The organism is Stenotrophomonas sp. ATCM1_4, assembly GCF_004348115.1.
GTDB classification, from domain to species: Bacteria; Pseudomonadota; Gammaproteobacteria; order Xanthomonadales; family Xanthomonadaceae; genus Stenotrophomonas; species Stenotrophomonas capsici.
Map to the genome: position 1 here is coordinate 3,875,509 of NZ_QPFB01000001.1, position 16,096 is coordinate 3,891,604.

A 16,096-nucleotide genomic window follows, 5' to 3' on the forward strand; every position below is an offset into this window, starting at 1 on the left:
TTGTCCCTGATGTCCTGCCCGTCAACGGCCACGGGCCGTTGGGGCAGCTTGCGCGCCGGTTTCCAGCCACGGCTGAAGTGGCGCCCAGGCCGCGCGCAGGCGCGGCAATGTCCATGCCGCGTTGGCCGGACTGGTGGAAGGCAGCGCCAGCACCGGCAGCGCAGCCGCCAAAGGCGGCAAAGCCGGGGACACCCAGCGCCGGAACGCCGCGGCGGCGGCACCGCCATTGCAGGCGATGGCGCGCAGCCCGGGCAGGCCCTGGATCAGCGCCGGCAGCGCATTGGGCACTTCGCTGCCCCGCTCGATGGCCGCATCCAGGCTGCCACTGCGCCGGCACTGGCCGATCACGTCCCAGACACCGACCCCGGACTGCAACAGGCAATGCAGGCGCTGCGTGTACTCCTGCGCGGGATCGAATCCGCACAACGCGCCCATCAACGGCCAGAAGCGGTTGCGCGGATGCGCGTAGTAACGCGCCTGCTGCAGTGACACCGCGCCCGGCATCGAACCCAGCACCAGCACCCGGCAATCCGCATTCACCTGCGCAGGCAATCCCTGCAGTAGCTGTTCGTCCATCACGCGCGCCACAACATCGTGAACGGACTTTGGGTGGTTTGTCCCGATTTCATGGGGTTTCGTCCATTGCTTACTGAACGCATGCACAGAAAAAACCCCATGCGTACAGAGCGATTCATCTTCGCATCGCTAGGGTTTGCCACGCCCCGCAACGAGGGCCTCGAAAACAACAATGTCCCGATAGAGAGACGAGGAGTTTGTTATGCGTTCGATCAAGATTCTGAGCCTTGCCACCCTGGGCGCACTTGCGCTTTCTTCCACTGCGTTCGCGCAGGACGGCACGGCTGACACTGCATCGGGCAAGCATTTTGCCGTGGTTGGCGGCGTTGCGCTGCTGCAGCCCAAGAGCGATCCGGTGGACGGCATCGACAAGTTCGATGGCGGCCCGGCCCCGACGCTGAGCGCCAGCTACTACTTCAACGACAACATCGCCGTGGAACTGTGGGGTGCTGCCGACAAGTTCAACCACCGCGTGCGCACCGATGGCGGCGCCAAGGCCGGCTCGGTCGAGCAGCAGCCGATCGCGCTGAGCGCGCAGTACCACTTCGGCGCGGCTGACAACGTGTTCCGCCCGTTCGTGGGCGTGGGCTACTACGAGTCGAACTTCAGCAACGAGAAGATCGATGGCCTGTCCGGCACCGGCGACCACGTCGCCGTGGAAACCGCCAAGGGCGCCATCGGCACCGTCGGCGTGGACATGAACATCAACTCCACCTGGTTCGCCCGTGCCGATGCACGCTACATGCACGCCCGTCCGGAACTGCGCGTCGCTGGCGCCGGCACCGGCCAGGACCTGAAGCTGGACCCGTGGACCGTGGGCTTTGGTATCGGCGCCCGCTTCTGATTCATCCAGAACAAAGCAGCGGTTGATTCAACAGGCACGGACCGTTCGCGGTCCGTGCCTGTCTTCGTTCACGCAGCCGCAGGGCGGCTTCACGGGGTGCCGTCTTCGCTCCATTGCAGGGCCAGGTAGTCGAAGCCGGATTGCAGGCGTGGCTTGATCACGTCGAAGAACGGCGAGACGTCGAAGTCGCGCGGCGTGTACAGGCTGTAGTTGCGGATGTGCAGGATCTCCAGCCGCTGTTCGCGGCCACCGGCCTGCTCCAGCACCGTTTCGATCTCGGGCAGGATCGGGTAGCGGATCGACTCGAATGCCTGCGCCAGCAAGGTCGAGCAGATCGCCTTGGTCGGTTCGCCGCTGCCCAGCGCGATCAAGCGCCGGCGCATGTTGCCGGGCACGGGCGGCTGGCGGATCAGGTAACGGGCCAGGTCGAACACGTTCTTCAGGTCGTAGCTGTAGCCCAGCCGTGCACGCATGAATGCGACCAGCTGTTCCACCACCATCGGCGCCAGCCCCTGTGGACGGCAGATGCGCGTGTGCTGGTGGGCGAACTCGCTGAGCGGAATGCGCCGCACGCCCTGCTCCACGTCCACGTCGATCAGCATCGGCTGCGGCCGCCCGCCTTCGTGCAATGGCTCCTCGCCGATGTACAGCGCGGCGTGCGACCAGGTGGACTGGGTGAGGTACTTGATAGCCGTGGCGAAGCGGCTGTTGCCTTCCACCAGCAGCACGTCACCGCGTCGCAGCGTCCGCGCCAGCAACGCCGGGTCGCTGGTGGACGGCCGCATCTGGCGACGCCGTGGCTGGGCGAGGAAATGCGCCATCCGGCGTCCCAGCAGGTTCAACACGCCCATGGATACCCCCGGCAGGATCGTTGCACCAGCCTACCGGCAGCCCGGCGTGGCCGCCATGGATCAGCGCACGCTGCGGTCGTAGCGACGATAGCGCAGGTGATGCCGTACCCGTCGCCGCAGCAACAGTGCGTACATGCCGGCATAGCCCAGCAGCAGGGCCGCCATCGCCAGCAGGCCGGCATGGCTGAGCCAGCCGCTTTGCGGCCAGGCCACGCCGTTCACCGAGGCCTGCCATCCTTGCACCAGGCCTGCCACCAGGCGCACCACGATCATCAGGGTCAACAGCAGCACCAGCGCCGTGCTGGGCTTGTAGAACAGCACGTCCGGACCCGGGTCGAACTGCGTGAGCCGGTAGCCCAGCACGCCGACCAGCAGCCCCACCAGCCATCCCAGGGCGGCATAGGCCCAGGCGTTGGTCCACCAGAAGCCGGCGATGGCGGTGAACACCACGAACATCACGGTCGAGACCAGCGTGCCCCAGAAATTGAAGGTGATCAGCCAGGGCCGCGCCTGGCGTCGCGCGCCGCCGTTGCGCACGCGCTGCCACAGCGACAGCGGCAACAGCAGCAGCGCGATCGCAACGAAGACCAGCAGCCCCAGCGGCAGGGCGAACAGCATCGGCATGGTGTCAGGGTCCGTTCGTGATGCAGCGGGAACGGGGAGCATAGGCCGGCACGCGTGATGGCCGGTAGAGCGGAGCCACGCCCCGCCGGGGCTTCACCGGGCACGCCCCTGCCGCGCGTGGCCCGGCACGAGCGGTGCGTGGGTCAGAACGCCGGCAGTACCGCGCCCTTGTACTTCTGCTCGATGAAGGCCTTCACTTCCGGGCTGGTCAGGGCCTTGGCCAGCTTCTGCACGCGGGCGTCGTCCTTGTTGTCCGGGCGCGCGACCAGGAAGTTCACGTACGGCGAATCGCTGCTCTCGATGGCCAGCGCATCCTTGGTCGGGTTCAGGCCCGCGTCCAGCGCGTAATTGGTGTTGATCAGCGCCAGGTCGACCTGGTCGAGCACGCGCGGCAGCATCGCCGAGTCCAGCTCGCGGAACTTCAGGCCCTTGGCGTTCTCGACGATGTCACGCTGGGTGGACAGGGCGTTGGACGGGTCCTTGAGCTTGATGACGCCGGCCTTGTCCAGCAGGATCAGCGCGCGGCTGTTGTTGCTCGGATCGTTCGGGATCACCACGTCGGCGCCGTTGGGCAGTTCGGCCAACGACTTGAAGCGACGCGAATAGGCACCGAACGGCTCGATGTGCACGCCGGTGACGGTGACCAGGTCGGTCTTGCGGTCACGGTTGTAGGCCTGCAGGTAGGGCTCGGTCTGGAAGTAGTTCACGTCCACCTGCCTCTGCACCAACTGGTCGTTGGGCTGCACGTAGTCGTTGAACACGCGCACGTCGAGCGTGACGCCTTCCTTCTCCATCAGTGGCTTGACCACTTCCAGAATCTCGGCGTGCGGCACGGCGGTGGCGGCGACCACCAGCTTGGACGCATCGGCGGCCGGCTTGCCGCAGGCCGAAAGCGCCAGCGCGGCGGCGAACAGGGGGAAGGCGAGCAGCTTTTTCATAGGAATCAGGATCCCGTGGGGAAGGATGGTGGACGGCATACCGTAACAGGCCAGCCGCGCGCAGGGCGCACGGCCTGACCCGGTTTACTTGCGGCTGTAGTGTGCGACCAACCGGTCGCCAGCCATCTGCAGCAACTGGACCAGCACCAGCAGCAACACCACGGTGACCAGCGCCACGTCGGTGTGCGAACGCTGGTAGCCATCGCGGAAGGCCAGGTCGCCCAGGCCGCCGGAACCGATCGCCCCGCCCATCGCGGTGAAGCCGATCAAGGCGATGGTGGTGACCGTGGCACCGGCAATCAGACCCGGGCGCGCCTCCGGCAGCAGTACCTTGAACACCAGCTGGCGGGTGGTTGCGCCCATCGCCTGGCTGGCCTCGATCACGCCACGGTCCACTTCGCGCAAAGCGGTTTCGACCAGGCGCGCATAGAACGGCGCCGCGCCGACGACCAGCGGCAGGATCGCGCCACGCACGCCCAGCGAGGTGCCCATCAGGCCCAGCGTGACCGGGATCAGCACGATCATCAGGATGATGAAGGGCACCGAGCGCAGCAGGTTCACCAGCAGCGCCAGCACGCCGTAGACCACCGGCTTGCGGTGCAGCTGCGGCGAACCGGTCAGGAACAGCAGCACGCCCAGCGGCAGGCCGATGGCCATGGTCAGCGGCAGCGAGCCGGCCAGCATCAGCAGCGTGTCGACGGTGGCCTGGCCGATGTCGGCCCACTTGCCGGCATCGAGGTGGCGGAAGAAGCCGCCTGCGGTTGCGAACATCATTGGCGCAGCTCCTCCACGTGGACGCCGGCCGCAACGAAAACGGCCTGCGCGGCATTCTGGTCACCGCCGACCAGCGCGACGGTGAGCTGGCCATACGGCGTGTCCTTGATCCGGTCGATGCGGCCGGACAGAATGTTGTAGTCCACCCCGGTCTCGCGCGCGATGCGGCCCAGCAGCGGCTCGTAGGTGTCATTGCCGAGGAAGGTCAGGCGCACGATGCGACCGTTGACCGCGGCGTAGTCGCGCAGCTGCTCGCCTTCGTCCACGTGCTCGGACTCGGACACGAAGCGGCGGGTGGTGGGATGCTGCGGGTGCAGGAACACATCGGTCACCGGGCCCATCTCGACCAGGTGCCCGGCGTCGAGCACGGCCACGCGGTCGCAGACACGGCGGATCACGTCCATCTCGTGGGTGATCAGCACGATGGTCAGGCCCAGCTCGCGGTTGATCTTGCCCAGCAGCGACAGCACCGAGGCGGTGGTCTGCGGGTCCAGCGCGCTGGTGGCCTCGTCGCACAGCAGGATCTGCGGGCGCGTGGCCAGCGCACGGGCGATGCCCACGCGCTGCTTCTGGCCGCCGGACAGCTGCGCCGGGTACTTGCTGGCATGGGCTTCCAGGCCCACGGTGCGCAGCAGTTCGGCGACGCGCGCATCGATCTCGGCCTGCGCGGTGCCGGCCAGTTCCAGCGGGAAGGCGACGTTGGCCGCCACCGTGCGCGAGGACAGCAGGTTGAAGTGCTGGAAGATCATGCCGATACGGCGGCGCAGCGCACGCAGGCCGGCATCGTCCAGCGTGGTGGCGTCCTGCCCGTCGATGAGCACGCGGCCGCCACTGGGTTCTTCCAGGCGGTTGATCAGGCGGATCAGGGTGGACTTGCCGGCACCGGAATGGCCGATGATGCCGAATACCTCGCCGGCCTCGATCGTCAGATCAAGCGGATGCAGCGCGGTGATCGCGCGACCATCGACGACATAGGACTTCTGCAGGTTCTGGAACGCGATCACTGCCTGGGCAACCGGGGGGACAGAATGGGGGGGCGTGCAGCCTAGCAGCGCCGACCGCCCGGCGCGCGTGCTGATGGACGGAAGCTTATTCCTTTTGGTTCTAAGCTGGCATCTCCGGGGCTGCGGCTGGCCCACCGGGCCCCATCCCGACCCGAGCGCTGTCCTGCCCCTCCCCTGGACGCAGCCCAAGGGGACGACGGGGAAGATGCCTTCGGGTCCCGCCGGAAAGGCCCCCGGGATTCCCCCGCCTACGTGCCGCCGGCGCGGGCTCAGGGATGGTCGACCGGACCGGCCCGATGGGCCTGCTGGACCCGCTCGCGGTGCAACAGGTACAGGCCGCTGGCGACGATGATCGCCGCGCCGATCCAGGTCCAGCGATCGGGCAGCTTGTCCCACAGCATCAGGTCCCAGCCGATCACCCAGACCAGCCCGGTGTACTCCAGCGGCGCGATCAGCGAGGCCTGGCCGAGCTGGAACGCCTTGGTCAGCGCGATCTGGCCCAGCGCCCCGGCCAGGCCCATGCCGGCGATCAGGGCAGCGTGCTTCCACTGCAGCGGTTGCCACTGCGGCCAGGCCAGCAGGCCCGCACCCACCGCCATGATCAGCAGGAACCACACCACCATCGACTGCGGGGTATCGGTGCGGGTCAGCAGGCTGACCGTCACCGCGGCGATCGCGTAGGCCGTGGCCGCGATCAGCACCATCAGCCCGGGGAAGGAAATGAAACCATCCACGCCCGGGCGCAGCACCACCATCACGCCGAGCAGGCCGATGCCGATGGCCACCCAGCGGCGCGGCCCCACGTACTCACCCAGCAACGGCACCGACAGCGCAGCCACCAGCAGCGGGGCGACGAAGTAGATCGTGTAGGCGGTGGACAACGGCAGCGTGCGCAGCGCGTAGACGAAGCAACCGATCATCACCATGCCCAGCACGCCGCGCAGCAGGTGCAGGCCCCAGCGCACCGGGATGATCGAACGCGGGCCGGCGGTCATCAGCACCCACACCAGCACGAACGGCAACGAGGCCGCGCCACGCAGCGTGGTCACCTGCAGGGTGGGATAGCTTTCGGCCAGCATCTTCATGCCGGCATCCATCAGCGAAAAGAAGGCGACGGCGGCCAGCATCCAGATGATGGCGCGCGCGGGGGATTTGGTCACGGACATGGATCGATTATCCGCTGTCGCGCGCATTATCGGTAACCCCGGCCGGTGCGCTATGTTCAGCCCACATCGTGCCGGGAGATTCCCATGCAAGCGAAGTGTCCGCGGTTGCCCGTTCCCCTCCGCCCGTTGCTGGCCTGCCTGTTGGGCACGCTGCCCTGGCCGTCGCTGGCCGGCGAGGTTCCCGACCCGCTTGCGCTGGCCCAGCTGGACGGCTTCGCGCTGGGCGTGGAAGCGGCCGGCAAGTTCTCCGGCGTGGTGCTGGTGGCCAACGGCGACACGGTGCTGTTCGAGAAGGCCTACGGCCTGCGCGACGAGAACGGCGATGCGCCGCTGCAGGCCAGTGACCGCCTGAACTTCGCCTCGGCCGGCAAGATGTTCACCAGCGTGGCGGTGCTGCAGCAGGTGGCCGCGGGCAAGCTCGGCCTGGACTCGCCGGTCGGGCAGGTGCTCAAGGACTATCCGAACCGGGCATTCGCCGACGGGGTAACCGTCCGGCAACTGCTCACCCACAGCGCCGGCGCCGGTGACATCGAGGAGCTGTTCGGTGCCACGCATTCCGCAGAGCGCGCCCGGCTGCGGACGCTGGCCGACATGATCGCGCTGCACGGTGGCCGTGCCCCGGAGTTCACGCCCGGCACGCAGCAGAAGTACGGCAACTACGGCTACATCGTGCTCGGCAGGATGGTCGAGGTACTGTCCGGGCAGGACTTCGAAAGTTACATCCGGCAGCACGTCCTCGCACCGGCCGGCATGACCCGGACCGGCTTCGTGGACTGCAGCGACCCGGCCCCCGACCTGGCCGCGGGCTACGCGGAGGTCGACGGCAAGCGCGTGCGCAACTGCGCCACGCTGCCGGCGCGCGGTTTTGCCGCCGGCGGCGAGGTGGGTACCGCGCGCGACCTGCTGCGCTTCGTGCAGGCGTTGAACGCAGGCAAGCTGCTGCCTCCTGCCCTGCTGGCCGAGGCCACGCGCACCCAGCGCGAGTTCATGGGGCTGGGGTTCTTTGCCACCGGCTATGGCGAAGGCGTGCCGGAGCGCGATTTCCGCTGGGGCCACGGCGGCAGCGCCGACGGCATCTGCACCGACGTGCGCCACTACCCGCGCACCGGCGAGACGGTGGTGGTGTTGTCCAACAAGGACGCCCCGGCCTGCTATGCGGTGTCCAACCTGCTGCATGCGCAGTGGAAGGGGCCCTGAACGCCGGCGCATCATGGCGGTGCTCTACCGGGGTGCAAGGCATCGCCTAGAATGGCGGCGGTTTTCATTGAACGGAGTTACCCCCATGCCTTCCTTCGACGTCGTTTCCGAAGTTGACAAGCACGAGCTGACCAACGCCATCGACCAGGCCAACCGCGAGCTGTCCACCCGCTTCGATTTCAAGGGCGTGGACGCCAAGTTCGACCTGGAGGACGAGAAGCTGATCAAGCTCACCGCGCCCACCGACTTCCAGCTCAAGCAGATGGCCGACATCCTGCGCCTGCGCCTGTCGGCGCGGAACATCGACTTCCGCTGCATGGAGTTCGGCGACATCGAGACCAACCTGGGCGGCGCGCGCCAGCAGGTCACGGTCAAGCAGGGCATCGAGCAGAAGCTGGCCAAGCAGATCGCCGCCAGGATCAAGGAAGCCAAGATCAAGGTCGACACCCAGATCAACGGCGACAAGCTGCGCGTGAACGGCAAGAAGCGCGACGACCTGCAGGAAGTGATCGCACTGCTGAAGAAGGGCGAGTTCGAGCAGCCGCTGCAGTTCGACAACTTCCGCGATTGATCCAACGCTACGGCAGGGTCAGTCGCACTGCTGCAACTTGCGGTACAGCGTGGTGCGCGAGATGCCGAGCCGGCGCGCGGCCGCGCTGACATTGCCCTGGTGCAGTTGCATGGCTTCATGCACCGCACGCGTGCCCTGCGCACGCAGCGAGCCCTGCCCCGCCTGCCGCGCCGCCTCCGGGATGGCGATGCTGCCGCGCCGCGGCACCGGCGGGCGCAGGTACTGCACGTACACCGCCCGGTCCCCGCTGACCGGCACGCGTCGCGCCGCCCCGGCCTGCAGCAGGCGCCGCCGCTGGTGCACGTTGGCCGCAGCGAACAGGCCTTCCAGCATCAGCGCCGGCAAGGGGCCACGCCGTGGCAGGTCAAGCAGGCGCCGGGCGATGCGGTTGGCGGCACGGACGCGCCCGTTCTCCTCTACCGCCAGCAGCCCCTGGAACGGGGTGTGCAGCCAGCGTGGATCATGCTGCAGGGCCAGCAGGTGGCACGGGCGGCATTCGAGCATCAACCGGTTCTCCACCGACAAGGCCGCCTGGCGGAAGTAGTCCAGCAGCAGCGCGGCGTTGCGGTCGCCGTTGCCGGTGATGTCCAGCGCGCCCAGCACCTGGCCTTCCAACCCATGCAGCGGCACGCTCAGGCAGAAGGTGTGCGCGAAGTGGTCCAGGTAGTGTTCGTTGCCACGCACCAGCACCGGCAGGTCATCGGCCAGCGCGCAGCTGGGGGCAGTGGTGCCCAGGTGCGACTCGCGCAGCCGCCGGCCGAGCTGGATCGAGCGCAGCAGCGGCGAATCGGTCAGGCCGTGCTCGCGCTGGGCCACGATCCATCCCTGTGCATTCACGCAGAACAGGGTCCAGTGGCGGCCGCCGAACGCGGCCCACAGCCGGTCCAGTTCATACTGCACGCAGCGTGCCAGGCGCCGGTCGTCCGGGTGTTCCGGCAATGATGGACGGGCGATGCGCGGCTGCAGCAGCGGGGCCTCGCGCGGCGCGATGCAGGCCTGCCGCGAGCGTTGCCACGAGCGCAGCAGCGGGGGCGGCAGCAGGTGGACGGGTAGCGGTCCGCCTTCGGCGAACACGTGGCGCGCATGGGCCAGCTGTTGCTGGCGCTCCTGGATGATCCCGGTCATCACGGCGACTCCTGCGGCTGGGCACGGCGGCGGCCTGCCCGCGTTGTGTGCATTCCCGACACCTCGTCCCGCCTTCAGCCGCCGATACGCAGGATCGGCTTGAGCGTGATGCCACGGCGGCTGTCCTCGGCCGCCTGGTTGATCTGCGCCAGCGGGTAGAACGTCACCAGCCGGTCGAACGGAAAGCGCCCCTGCAGGTACAACTGCACCAGTTGCGGGATGAACACCTGCGGCACGCTGTCGCCTTCGACCACGCCACGGATGCTACGCCCGCCCATCAGCAGGTTGTTGACGTCGAAGCTGGCCTGGGTGCCCATCTTCGAAGCACCGACCACGCCGATCACGCCGAGCTTGGCCAAGGCGGTAACGCCCTGCTCCAGCACGTCGGCGCGGCCGGTGGATTCCAGCGCGTAGTCCACGCCACCAGGACTGATCTGCTGCACCGACGCGACGATGTCCTGCGTGCGGCTGTCGATGACATGGGTGGCGCCCAGTTCCCGCGCCAGCGCCAGCCGCGACGGCACCACGTCCACGGCGATGATGATGGCCGCACCCGCCACGCGCGCGGCCATCACCGCGCTCAGGCCGACCGCACCGGCCCCGTAGACGGCGAAACTGCTGCCGGGCGTGACCTTCATCGAGTTGATGACCGCCCCGGCTCCGGTCTGGATGCCACAGCCCAACGGCCCCAACAGTTCCAGCGGTGCGTCGTCGGGCACCTTCACCGCGTTGTTCTCGCGCGCCAGGGCATAGGTGGCGAAAGAGGACTGGGCGAAGAAGTGGTCGTGCAGCGGGGCGCCGTCGGCGTCCTCCAGCGCGTTGGAACCATCGGCCGCGGCGCCGCCGAAATTCTGCGCATAGAAGTCGACGCAGTACGCGCCGTGGCCGCTGCTGCACGGCTTGCAATGCCCGCAGGCACCGTAGGCCAGCACCACGTGGTCCCCCACCGCGAGCCCCTTCACTTCCGGGCCAATCGCTTCGATCACCCCCGCGCCTTCGTGGCCAAGCACGATCGGCAACGGCACCGGGTAGTACTGGTCGCGCACGATCAGGTCGGTGTGGCACAGGCCCGTCGCCACGATCCGTACCCGCACCTCGTCGCTGCGCGGGCCGCGGATGCGCGCCTGCTCGATACGGAAGGGTTGTTCCTTGCCGCGCACCACCGCCACGGTGATCTCGCGCGTTGCATCAATCGCATTCATGCCGGTCTCCTGGCTTACAGCGGGTAGGCAGGGGCATCGGCCTTGATCGTCAGCCACTGCCACTGGGTGAACTCGTCGAGGTTGGCCGGGCCACCAATGCTGGTGCCGTTGCCCGAGATGCCCACGCCACCGAACGGGTTGAGCACCTCGTCGTTCACGGTCTGGTCGTTGATGTGCAACAGGCCGGCATGCAGGCGCTCGCCGAGCTTCAAGGCACGCCCGACGTTGGCGGTGATCACGCCCATCGACAGGCCGTAGGGCGTGTCATTGGCCAGTTCGACCGCTTCATCGTCACTGTCGAAGGGCACCACCACTGCCACCGGGCCGAAGATCTCCTCGCCGAACGCGGGATTGTCACGGCCCACGTTGGCCAACACGGTCGGCGCGAAGAACAGGTCGCGGAACGTACCGCCGGCCGCCAGCGTGGCGCCGGCCGCGCGCGCGGCGTTGACGATGCCGATGGCGTGGTCGCGTTGCTGCGCATTGATCAGCGGCCCCAGTGCGACGTCCTCCTGCGCGGGGTCACCCACCTTCAGCTGCTTTGCCCTGGCCACCAGCTTTTCCACGAACGCCGCGTACAGGCCACGCTGCACCAGCACGCGCCCGGTCGCCATGCAGATCTGGCCCTGGTGCAGGTACGTACCCCAGGCGGTGTTGGCCACGGCCAAGTCGATGTCGGCGTCATCCAGGATGATCAGCGTGTTCTTCCCGCCCAGTTCCAGCGACACCTTCTTCAGGTGCTGGCCCGCGGTTTCGCCGACCTTGCGCCCGGCGGCGGTGGACCCGGTGAACTGGATCATCCGCACGTGCGGGTCGCGGCAGAGCGCCGCACCGGCGGCGCCGTCCCCGGGCAGGACATGCAGCACGCCTTCCGGCAGGCCGGCCAGTTCGAACAGGCGGGCGATCACCAGCCCACCGCACACGGCGGTGCGCGGGTCCGGCTTGAGCACCACCGCATTGCCCAGCGCCAAGGCCGGCGCGACCGCGCGCAGGGCCAGGTACAGCGGGAAGTTGAACGGCGAGATCACCCCGACCACGCCCAGCGGGCGCCGCCGCGCCAGGCTCAACCGCCCCGGCTGCGATGGCAGTACCTCGCCAACGGCACGGGAGGGCAATGCCGTCGCCTCGTGCAGCACGCGGACAACCACCTTCAGCTCGGAACCGGCCTTGAGCCGCGTCGACCCGCCCTCGCGCACCAGCCAGTCAACGATCTCGCCGGAATGGGTTTCGGCCAGCACGGCGGCACGACGCAGCACACGTGCGCGCACTTCGTGCCCGGCATTGGCCCATGCACGCTGCACGTGCACGGCCCGCGCCGCCGACGCGGCGATCTGCTCGGGCGAGGCCATCGCCACCTGGCCCAGGGCACGCCCGGTCGCCGGCTCGCGTACCTCGCGCAGGATGCGTCCGTCCTGCCACTGCCCGACGAACTGCTTGCCTGACCAGAGTGCGGCCGGCAGGAAGGTCTGTACGCTCATCACACACACTCCACGCATCGCTTGCGATGCATTGGATACCCCCACCCCGGCGTTGGCTATTAGCCGTGCCCGACAATCACGCAGACGCCCGCGCAGGCCGTCATTGCGGGACTTGCGGGTGTTTCATTACGGGACAGCCGGCGCTGTACCCGGTCTCATCAAGGGACAGCAGGCGTGTTGGAACCTCTACAATCGGCCCCCCAGCCAGCCCAAAGGGCCTGCCATGACCGACTTCGCCGACCACCTTGCCCCCGATCCCATCGCCGTTACCCGGAACTGGCTGGAGAAGGCGGTGATCGGCCTGAACCTGTGCCCGTTCGCCAAGGCGGTGTACGTCAAGCAGCAGGTGCGCTTCGTGCTCAGCGATGCGACCACGCCCGAGGCCCTGCTGGAAGAGCTCGCCGAGGAGCTGGTGCTGCTGCGCGACACCCCGGCCGAGCAGATCGACACGACGCTGATCATCCATCCGGACGTGCTGACCGATTTCCTGGAGTACAACGACTTCCTCGACAACACCGACGCGGTGCTGGAAGCGCTGGACCTGCCGGGCATCCTGCAGGTGGCCAGCTTCCATCCGCAGTACCAGTTCGAGGGCGTGGCCCCGGACGACGTGAGCAACTACACCAACCGCGCGCCCTACCCGATCCTGCACCTGCTGCGCGAAGACAGCGTGGAGCGCGCGGTGGCGGCCTTCCCCGACCCGGACGTGATCGTGGAACGCAACATCGCCACGCTGGACAAGCTGGGCGTGGACGGCTGGGAGCGGTTGTTGTCGGGCGAAAAGCCGCACTGAAACCCACGTGCGGCGCATGGCGCCGGGATTGCATCCCGGCCTGCGGGAGGGTCACCGGGCGAACCGCTTGCCCGCGCTGCCGTGAGGGAACCTGGCCGGGTTCAGCCCAGCCAGGGTTGCAGCATCTGGTGCACGTCGTGCAGCGAGCCGGTGATGCGGTGGCCCAGCGCGCGGACGTCGTCGTCCGGCTCGAGCAGGTCGGGAATCTGGATGGTGGTCATGCCCGCCGCCAGCGCCGCGCGCACGCCGGTCGGCGAATCTTCCAGCGCCAGGCAATGCTGCGGCGCCACGCCCAGCCGCGCCGCGGCGAGCAGGTAGATGTCCGGTGCCGGCTTGGAATGGGCCACTTCGGTGCTGGTGGCCACGGCCTGGAAATACGCCAACAGGCCAGCCGCTTCCAGTTTGCGCTGCGCCAACGGCGTGCGGGTGGCGGTGGCGACCGCGCGCGGCACCTGGTGCGCGTCCAGCAGCTCCAGCAGTTCGAGGATGCCCGGGCGCAACGGCACGCCGGCTTCGACGATGCCGTCGTAACGGGCATAGGAATCGGCCAGCAGCGCGTCGGTGCGCTCCACGCCCAGTGCATCGCCCAGCCTGCGGCGGGTAACCGCATCGGCCGAGCCCACCAGCGACAGCAGCAACGCGCGCGGCACCTCGTAGCCATGCGCGCGCGCAGTCTGTTCAAGGCAACCGAGCAGCGCGCGTTCGCTGTCCAGCATCAGCCCGTCCATGTCGAAGATCACCGCCTGCGGACGTGCCGGCAGCCCCGTCATCAGGTTCACTGGGCCGCTCCGAACAGCGTCTGAAGATCGGCGGCCTGCAGTTGCCGCCATTGCCCCGGCTGCAACTGGCCCAGGTCCAGGCCGCCAATGCGCACCCGCTGCAGCGCCTGCACGTGGTTGCCGACCGCGGCGAACATGCGCCGCACCTGGTGGTAGCGGCCTTCGTGCAGGGTCAGGCGCACCTGGCGCGGGCCCAGCACCTCCAGTTCGGCCGGCAGCAGCGGCTTGTCGTCCGATTCCAGCAGCAGCGTGCCGCTGGCGAACTGCGCCGCCTCGTCACCGCGCAGGTCCTGCGCCAGCTCGGCGACGTAGACCTTGTCCAGGCGTGCCTTGGGCGAAACGATGCGGTGCAGCAGCTGGCCGTCGTCGGTCATCAGCAGCAGGCCGGAGGTATCGCGGTCGAGGCGGCCGACGCTGGACAGCACCGGGTCGCGGTCGCGGAAACGCTCGGGCAGCAGGTCGTAGACCAACCGCCCCTGGTCCTTGGTCGAGCAGGTGTAGCCGGTCGGCTTGTACAGCATCAGCGCCAGCCCGGGCGGCGGGTCCAGCGGTTCGCCGTCGACGCGGATGGCGTCGTGCTCAACCTTGTCGTCGGCATACAGCACCTCGCCGTCGGCGTCGGTGATGCGGCCTTCGCGGAACATCCCCTGCACCTGCTTGCGGCTGCCGTAGCCGAGGTTGGCGATGTGCTTGACCAGCTTCATGCGCGGCCCCCGCGGGTGCCGACGATCACCTTGAAGCCGTCGCGCTCGGCCGCCACGCGCACCTGGCCGAAGCTCTCGTTGAGGATCTGCTCGTACGGCAGGTGGCGGTTGGCCACCATGAACAGCTGCCCGCCCGGGCGCAGTGCCTGCGCGGCCACGGCGATGAAGCGCTGGCCGATATCGGGGCGGTCTTCGCGCGCCGGGGTGTGGAATGGCGGGTTGGAAACGACGAAGTCATAGCGGCCGTCGATGCCGGCGGTGACGTCATGCCAGCGGAAGTCCAGCTTGGCGTTGCTGCCGGCCAGGTTGCGGCGGGCCAGCGCCAGCGCGCGTGATTCGGCTTCGTACAGGTCCAGCGCGGTGACCTTGGGGCAGCGTGCCAGCACTTCGGCCGACAGATACCCCCAGCCGGCGCCGAGGTCGGCGCCACGCCCGGCCAGGTCGGCCGGCAGCTGTTCAACCAGCAGCGCCGAGGCCGGGTCGATGCGGTCCCAGGCGAACACGCCGGGCCGGCTCTGGAAGCGCCCATCGACGATGCCGCGCGGCGCGTCCAGTGCCGCCCAGCGCTTGCGCAGGGCTTCGTCGTGACGGCCATCGGCCGGCGCGGTCCAGTAGGTGCGGCAGTGGTTCTTGGTCAACTTGCCGCCCAGCCCGGCCAGCTGCTGCAGGTCGCTCTCACCCGAGCGCGCGCCCTCGTTGTTGGACTGGCAGGCAACCACGATGCCGCCCGGCGCCAACGACGACAGCGCACGGGCGAACAGCGCGCGGGCCTCATCACGCTGGCGCGGCGGCAGCACCAGCACCAGCGCATAACGCGTGTCGTCGGCGTCCAGCGCGTCCTCGTCCACCACCTGCCAGCCACTGCGCCCCAGCGCGTCGGCGAACGGGCGGAAGCTCTGCGCGCAGACCAGTTGCCCCGGCGCGGCGTGCTCGCGCAGCGGCCAGCCATCGCGGGCGCGCAGGAACAACACCGGGCCGGCCGGCCAACGCAGGCCGGCATGGGAAAAGGGCAGGAACAGGGTTTGCAGCGGGGCGTCTTGCAGGGCGGGCATGCCGGTACTTCTTGGAACGGGCCGTCCATTCTACCGGGGCTTGGCCCCGGCCCACCGCAACGCTACAGGACCTCGCCCGGCCCCGGCTCGCCCAGCCGCAGCACCTGGCGGACGCTGTCCAGCCAGATCACGTGCTGCTGGGAGATCCGCGCCAGGTCGTCCAGGCGCACCATGGCGTTGACCCCGGCCTGCTCGGCCGGGTCGGAAAAGTGCTGCAGGCAAGGCCGCATCACCACCGTGCCGGCGACCCGGCTGCCGTCCTTGAGCACCAGCATCACCCGCGCCTGCCCCGGCAGTTCCCCCGCCAGGGTTTCAAGCGCGGCAATGGTCAGCGGGTCGGAATAGACGTGGGGCGCGTAGAGGGCCATGCGAGCGTCCAAGAGTGCTCGCCATCACATTAGCGGGGCGGCGCGTGAAA

18 protein-coding genes are annotated in these 16,096 nt (G+C 68.6%); 4 read left to right on the forward strand and 14 right to left on the reverse strand.

Annotated features, from left to right (window positions below; genetic code table 11):
* Nucleotides 1–21: 21 nt before the first annotated feature.
* Nucleotides 22–576 (reverse strand): DNA-deoxyinosine glycosylase, encoded by a 555-nt coding sequence (locus tag ATCM_RS17660; RefSeq protein ID WP_132865780.1) that lies wholly within the window; start codon nucleotides 574–576, stop codon nucleotides 22–24.
* A 202-nt stretch (nucleotides 577–778) separates the two neighbouring features.
* Between ATCM_RS17660 and ATCM_RS17665 the strand changes: the two genes are divergently transcribed.
* Nucleotides 779–1,420 (forward strand): OmpW family outer membrane protein, encoded by a 642-nt coding sequence (locus tag ATCM_RS17665; protein WP_132865781.1) that lies wholly within the window; start codon nucleotides 779–781, stop codon nucleotides 1,418–1,420.
* An 89-nt stretch (nucleotides 1,421–1,509) separates the two neighbouring features.
* Here the strand turns inward: ATCM_RS17665 and ATCM_RS17670 are convergent, their stop codons facing one another.
* The 6 genes from ATCM_RS17670 to ATCM_RS17695 form a co-directional block, all read right to left on the reverse strand.
* Nucleotides 1,510–2,271, reverse strand: coding sequence for a YiiX/YebB-like N1pC/P60 family cysteine hydrolase (locus ATCM_RS17670; protein WP_132865782.1), 762 nt, complete (start codon nucleotides 2,269–2,271; stop codon nucleotides 1,510–1,512).
* Between the two features lie 60 nt (nucleotides 2,272–2,331).
* Entirely contained in the window at nucleotides 2,332–2,895 is a 564-nt protein-coding gene (locus ATCM_RS17675; protein ID WP_132865783.1) for a CcdC protein domain-containing protein, read from the reverse strand.
* Between the two features lie 143 nt (nucleotides 2,896–3,038).
* Nucleotides 3,039–3,833, reverse strand: a complete 795-nt coding sequence (locus ATCM_RS17680; RefSeq protein WP_132865784.1) for a MetQ/NlpA family ABC transporter substrate-binding protein — start codon at nucleotides 3,831–3,833, stop codon at nucleotides 3,039–3,041.
* Between the two features lie 84 nt (nucleotides 3,834–3,917).
* A complete protein-coding gene (locus tag ATCM_RS17685; protein WP_132865785.1) occupies nucleotides 3,918–4,607 on the reverse strand; it encodes a methionine ABC transporter permease in 690 nt (229 codons plus the stop codon).
* Nucleotides 4,604–5,611 (reverse strand): methionine ABC transporter ATP-binding protein, encoded by a 1,008-nt coding sequence (locus ATCM_RS17690; protein ID WP_132865786.1) that lies wholly within the window; start codon nucleotides 5,609–5,611, stop codon nucleotides 4,604–4,606. Before ATCM_RS17690 ends, ATCM_RS17685 begins: the two co-directional genes overlap by 4 nt.
* Nucleotides 5,612–5,880: 269 nt before the next feature.
* Nucleotides 5,881–6,777: a DMT family transporter gene (locus ATCM_RS17695; RefSeq protein WP_132865787.1), complete on the reverse strand. Its 897-nt coding sequence runs from the start codon at nucleotides 6,775–6,777 to the stop codon at nucleotides 5,881–5,883.
* A gap of 105 nt (nucleotides 6,778–6,882) precedes the next feature.
* Here ATCM_RS17695 and ATCM_RS17700 point away from each other — a divergent pair, with 105 nt between their 5' ends.
* Both ATCM_RS17700 and ATCM_RS17705 read left to right on the forward strand, forming a co-directional pair.
* The gene (locus tag ATCM_RS17700; RefSeq protein WP_165931216.1) at nucleotides 6,883–7,974 is read left to right on the forward strand and encodes a serine hydrolase domain-containing protein; all 1,092 of its coding nucleotides are present in this window, start codon (nucleotides 6,883–6,885) and stop codon (nucleotides 7,972–7,974) included.
* A gap of 85 nt (nucleotides 7,975–8,059) precedes the next feature.
* Nucleotides 8,060–8,545, forward strand: a complete 486-nt coding sequence (locus tag ATCM_RS17705; RefSeq protein ID WP_132865789.1) for a YajQ family cyclic di-GMP-binding protein — start codon at nucleotides 8,060–8,062, stop codon at nucleotides 8,543–8,545.
* 18 nt (nucleotides 8,546–8,563) lie between these two features.
* Here the strand turns inward: ATCM_RS17705 and ATCM_RS17710 are convergent, their stop codons facing one another.
* From ATCM_RS17710 to ATCM_RS17720, 3 genes are all read right to left on the reverse strand, one after another.
* Nucleotides 8,564–9,670 carry a helix-turn-helix domain-containing protein gene (locus tag ATCM_RS17710; protein WP_132865790.1) on the reverse strand — a complete coding sequence of 369 codons (1,107 nt, stop codon included), beginning with the start codon at nucleotides 9,668–9,670 and terminating at the stop codon, nucleotides 8,564–8,566.
* Between the two features lie 74 nt (nucleotides 9,671–9,744).
* Nucleotides 9,745–10,872, reverse strand: a complete 1,128-nt coding sequence (locus ATCM_RS17715; protein WP_132865791.1) for an NAD(P)-dependent alcohol dehydrogenase — start codon at nucleotides 10,870–10,872, stop codon at nucleotides 9,745–9,747.
* A 14-nt stretch (nucleotides 10,873–10,886) separates the two neighbouring features.
* On the reverse strand, nucleotides 10,887–12,350 hold the full coding sequence (locus ATCM_RS17720; RefSeq protein WP_132865792.1) for a benzaldehyde dehydrogenase: 1,464 nt from the start codon (nucleotides 12,348–12,350) through the stop codon (nucleotides 10,887–10,889).
* Between the two features lie 223 nt (nucleotides 12,351–12,573).
* Here ATCM_RS17720 and ATCM_RS17725 point away from each other — a divergent pair, with 223 nt between their 5' ends.
* Nucleotides 12,574–13,143 carry a DUF1415 domain-containing protein gene (locus ATCM_RS17725; RefSeq protein ID WP_132865793.1) on the forward strand — a complete coding sequence of 190 codons (570 nt, stop codon included), beginning with the start codon at nucleotides 12,574–12,576 and terminating at the stop codon, nucleotides 13,141–13,143.
* A 101-nt stretch (nucleotides 13,144–13,244) separates the two neighbouring features.
* On the opposite strand, the gene ATCM_RS17730 is transcribed toward ATCM_RS17725, so the two are convergent.
* From ATCM_RS17730 to ATCM_RS17745, 4 genes are all read right to left on the reverse strand, one after another.
* Entirely contained in the window at nucleotides 13,245–13,913 is a 669-nt protein-coding gene (locus ATCM_RS17730; protein ID WP_132866229.1) for an HAD family phosphatase, read from the reverse strand.
* 5 nt (nucleotides 13,914–13,918) lie between these two features.
* Complete coding sequence (locus tag ATCM_RS17735) at nucleotides 13,919–14,626, reverse strand: pseudouridine synthase (RefSeq protein ID WP_132865794.1); 708 nt, start codon at nucleotides 14,624–14,626, stop codon at nucleotides 13,919–13,921.
* Nucleotides 14,623–15,678 (reverse strand): class I SAM-dependent methyltransferase, encoded by a 1,056-nt coding sequence (locus ATCM_RS17740; RefSeq protein ID WP_132865795.1) that lies wholly within the window; start codon nucleotides 15,676–15,678, stop codon nucleotides 14,623–14,625. The genes ATCM_RS17735 and ATCM_RS17740 overlap by 4 nt, the downstream gene beginning before the upstream one ends.
* Nucleotides 15,679–15,740: 62 nt before the next feature.
* On the reverse strand, nucleotides 15,741–16,046 hold the full coding sequence (locus ATCM_RS17745; protein ID WP_132865796.1) for a DUF3247 family protein: 306 nt from the start codon (nucleotides 16,044–16,046) through the stop codon (nucleotides 15,741–15,743).
* Nucleotides 16,047–16,096 lie beyond the last annotated feature (50 nt).

Coding starts and splice junctions, on each gene's coding strand:
- ATCM_RS17715 (WP_132865791.1), bottom strand. CDS start 10,872: ATGAATGCGATTGATGCAACGCGCGAGATCACCGTGGCGGTGGTGCGC.
- ATCM_RS17670 (WP_132865782.1), bottom strand. CDS start 2,271: ATGGGCGTGTTGAACCTGCTGGGACGCCGGATGGCGCATTTCCTCGCC.
- ATCM_RS17710 (WP_132865790.1), bottom strand. CDS start 9,670: ATGACCGGGATCATCCAGGAGCGCCAGCAACAGCTGGCCCATGCGCGC.
- ATCM_RS17665 (WP_132865781.1), top strand. CDS start 779: ATGCGTTCGATCAAGATTCTGAGCCTTGCCACCCTGGGCGCACTTGCG.
- ATCM_RS17685 (WP_132865785.1), bottom strand. CDS start 4,607: ATGATGTTCGCAACCGCAGGCGGCTTCTTCCGCCACCTCGATGCCGGC.
- ATCM_RS17680 (WP_132865784.1), bottom strand. CDS start 3,833: ATGAAAAAGCTGCTCGCCTTCCCCCTGTTCGCCGCCGCGCTGGCGCTT.
- ATCM_RS17695 (WP_132865787.1), bottom strand. CDS start 6,777: ATGTCCGTGACCAAATCCCCCGCGCGCGCCATCATCTGGATGCTGGCC.
- ATCM_RS17730 (WP_132866229.1), bottom strand. CDS start 13,913: ATGACGGGGCTGCCGGCACGTCCGCAGGCGGTGATCTTCGACATGGAC.
- ATCM_RS17660 (WP_132865780.1), bottom strand. CDS start 576: ATGGACGAACAGCTACTGCAGGGATTGCCTGCGCAGGTGAATGCGGAT.
- ATCM_RS17725 (WP_132865793.1), top strand. CDS start 12,574: ATGACCGACTTCGCCGACCACCTTGCCCCCGATCCCATCGCCGTTACC.
- ATCM_RS17705 (WP_132865789.1), top strand. CDS start 8,060: ATGCCTTCCTTCGACGTCGTTTCCGAAGTTGACAAGCACGAGCTGACC.
- ATCM_RS17720 (WP_132865792.1), bottom strand. CDS start 12,350: ATGAGCGTACAGACCTTCCTGCCGGCCGCACTCTGGTCAGGCAAGCAG.
- ATCM_RS17740 (WP_132865795.1), bottom strand. CDS start 15,678: ATGCCCGCCCTGCAAGACGCCCCGCTGCAAACCCTGTTCCTGCCCTTT.
- ATCM_RS17735 (WP_132865794.1), bottom strand. CDS start 14,626: ATGAAGCTGGTCAAGCACATCGCCAACCTCGGCTACGGCAGCCGCAAG.
- ATCM_RS17745 (WP_132865796.1), bottom strand. CDS start 16,046: ATGGCCCTCTACGCGCCCCACGTCTATTCCGACCCGCTGACCATTGCC.
- ATCM_RS17675 (WP_132865783.1), bottom strand. CDS start 2,895: ATGCCGATGCTGTTCGCCCTGCCGCTGGGGCTGCTGGTCTTCGTTGCG.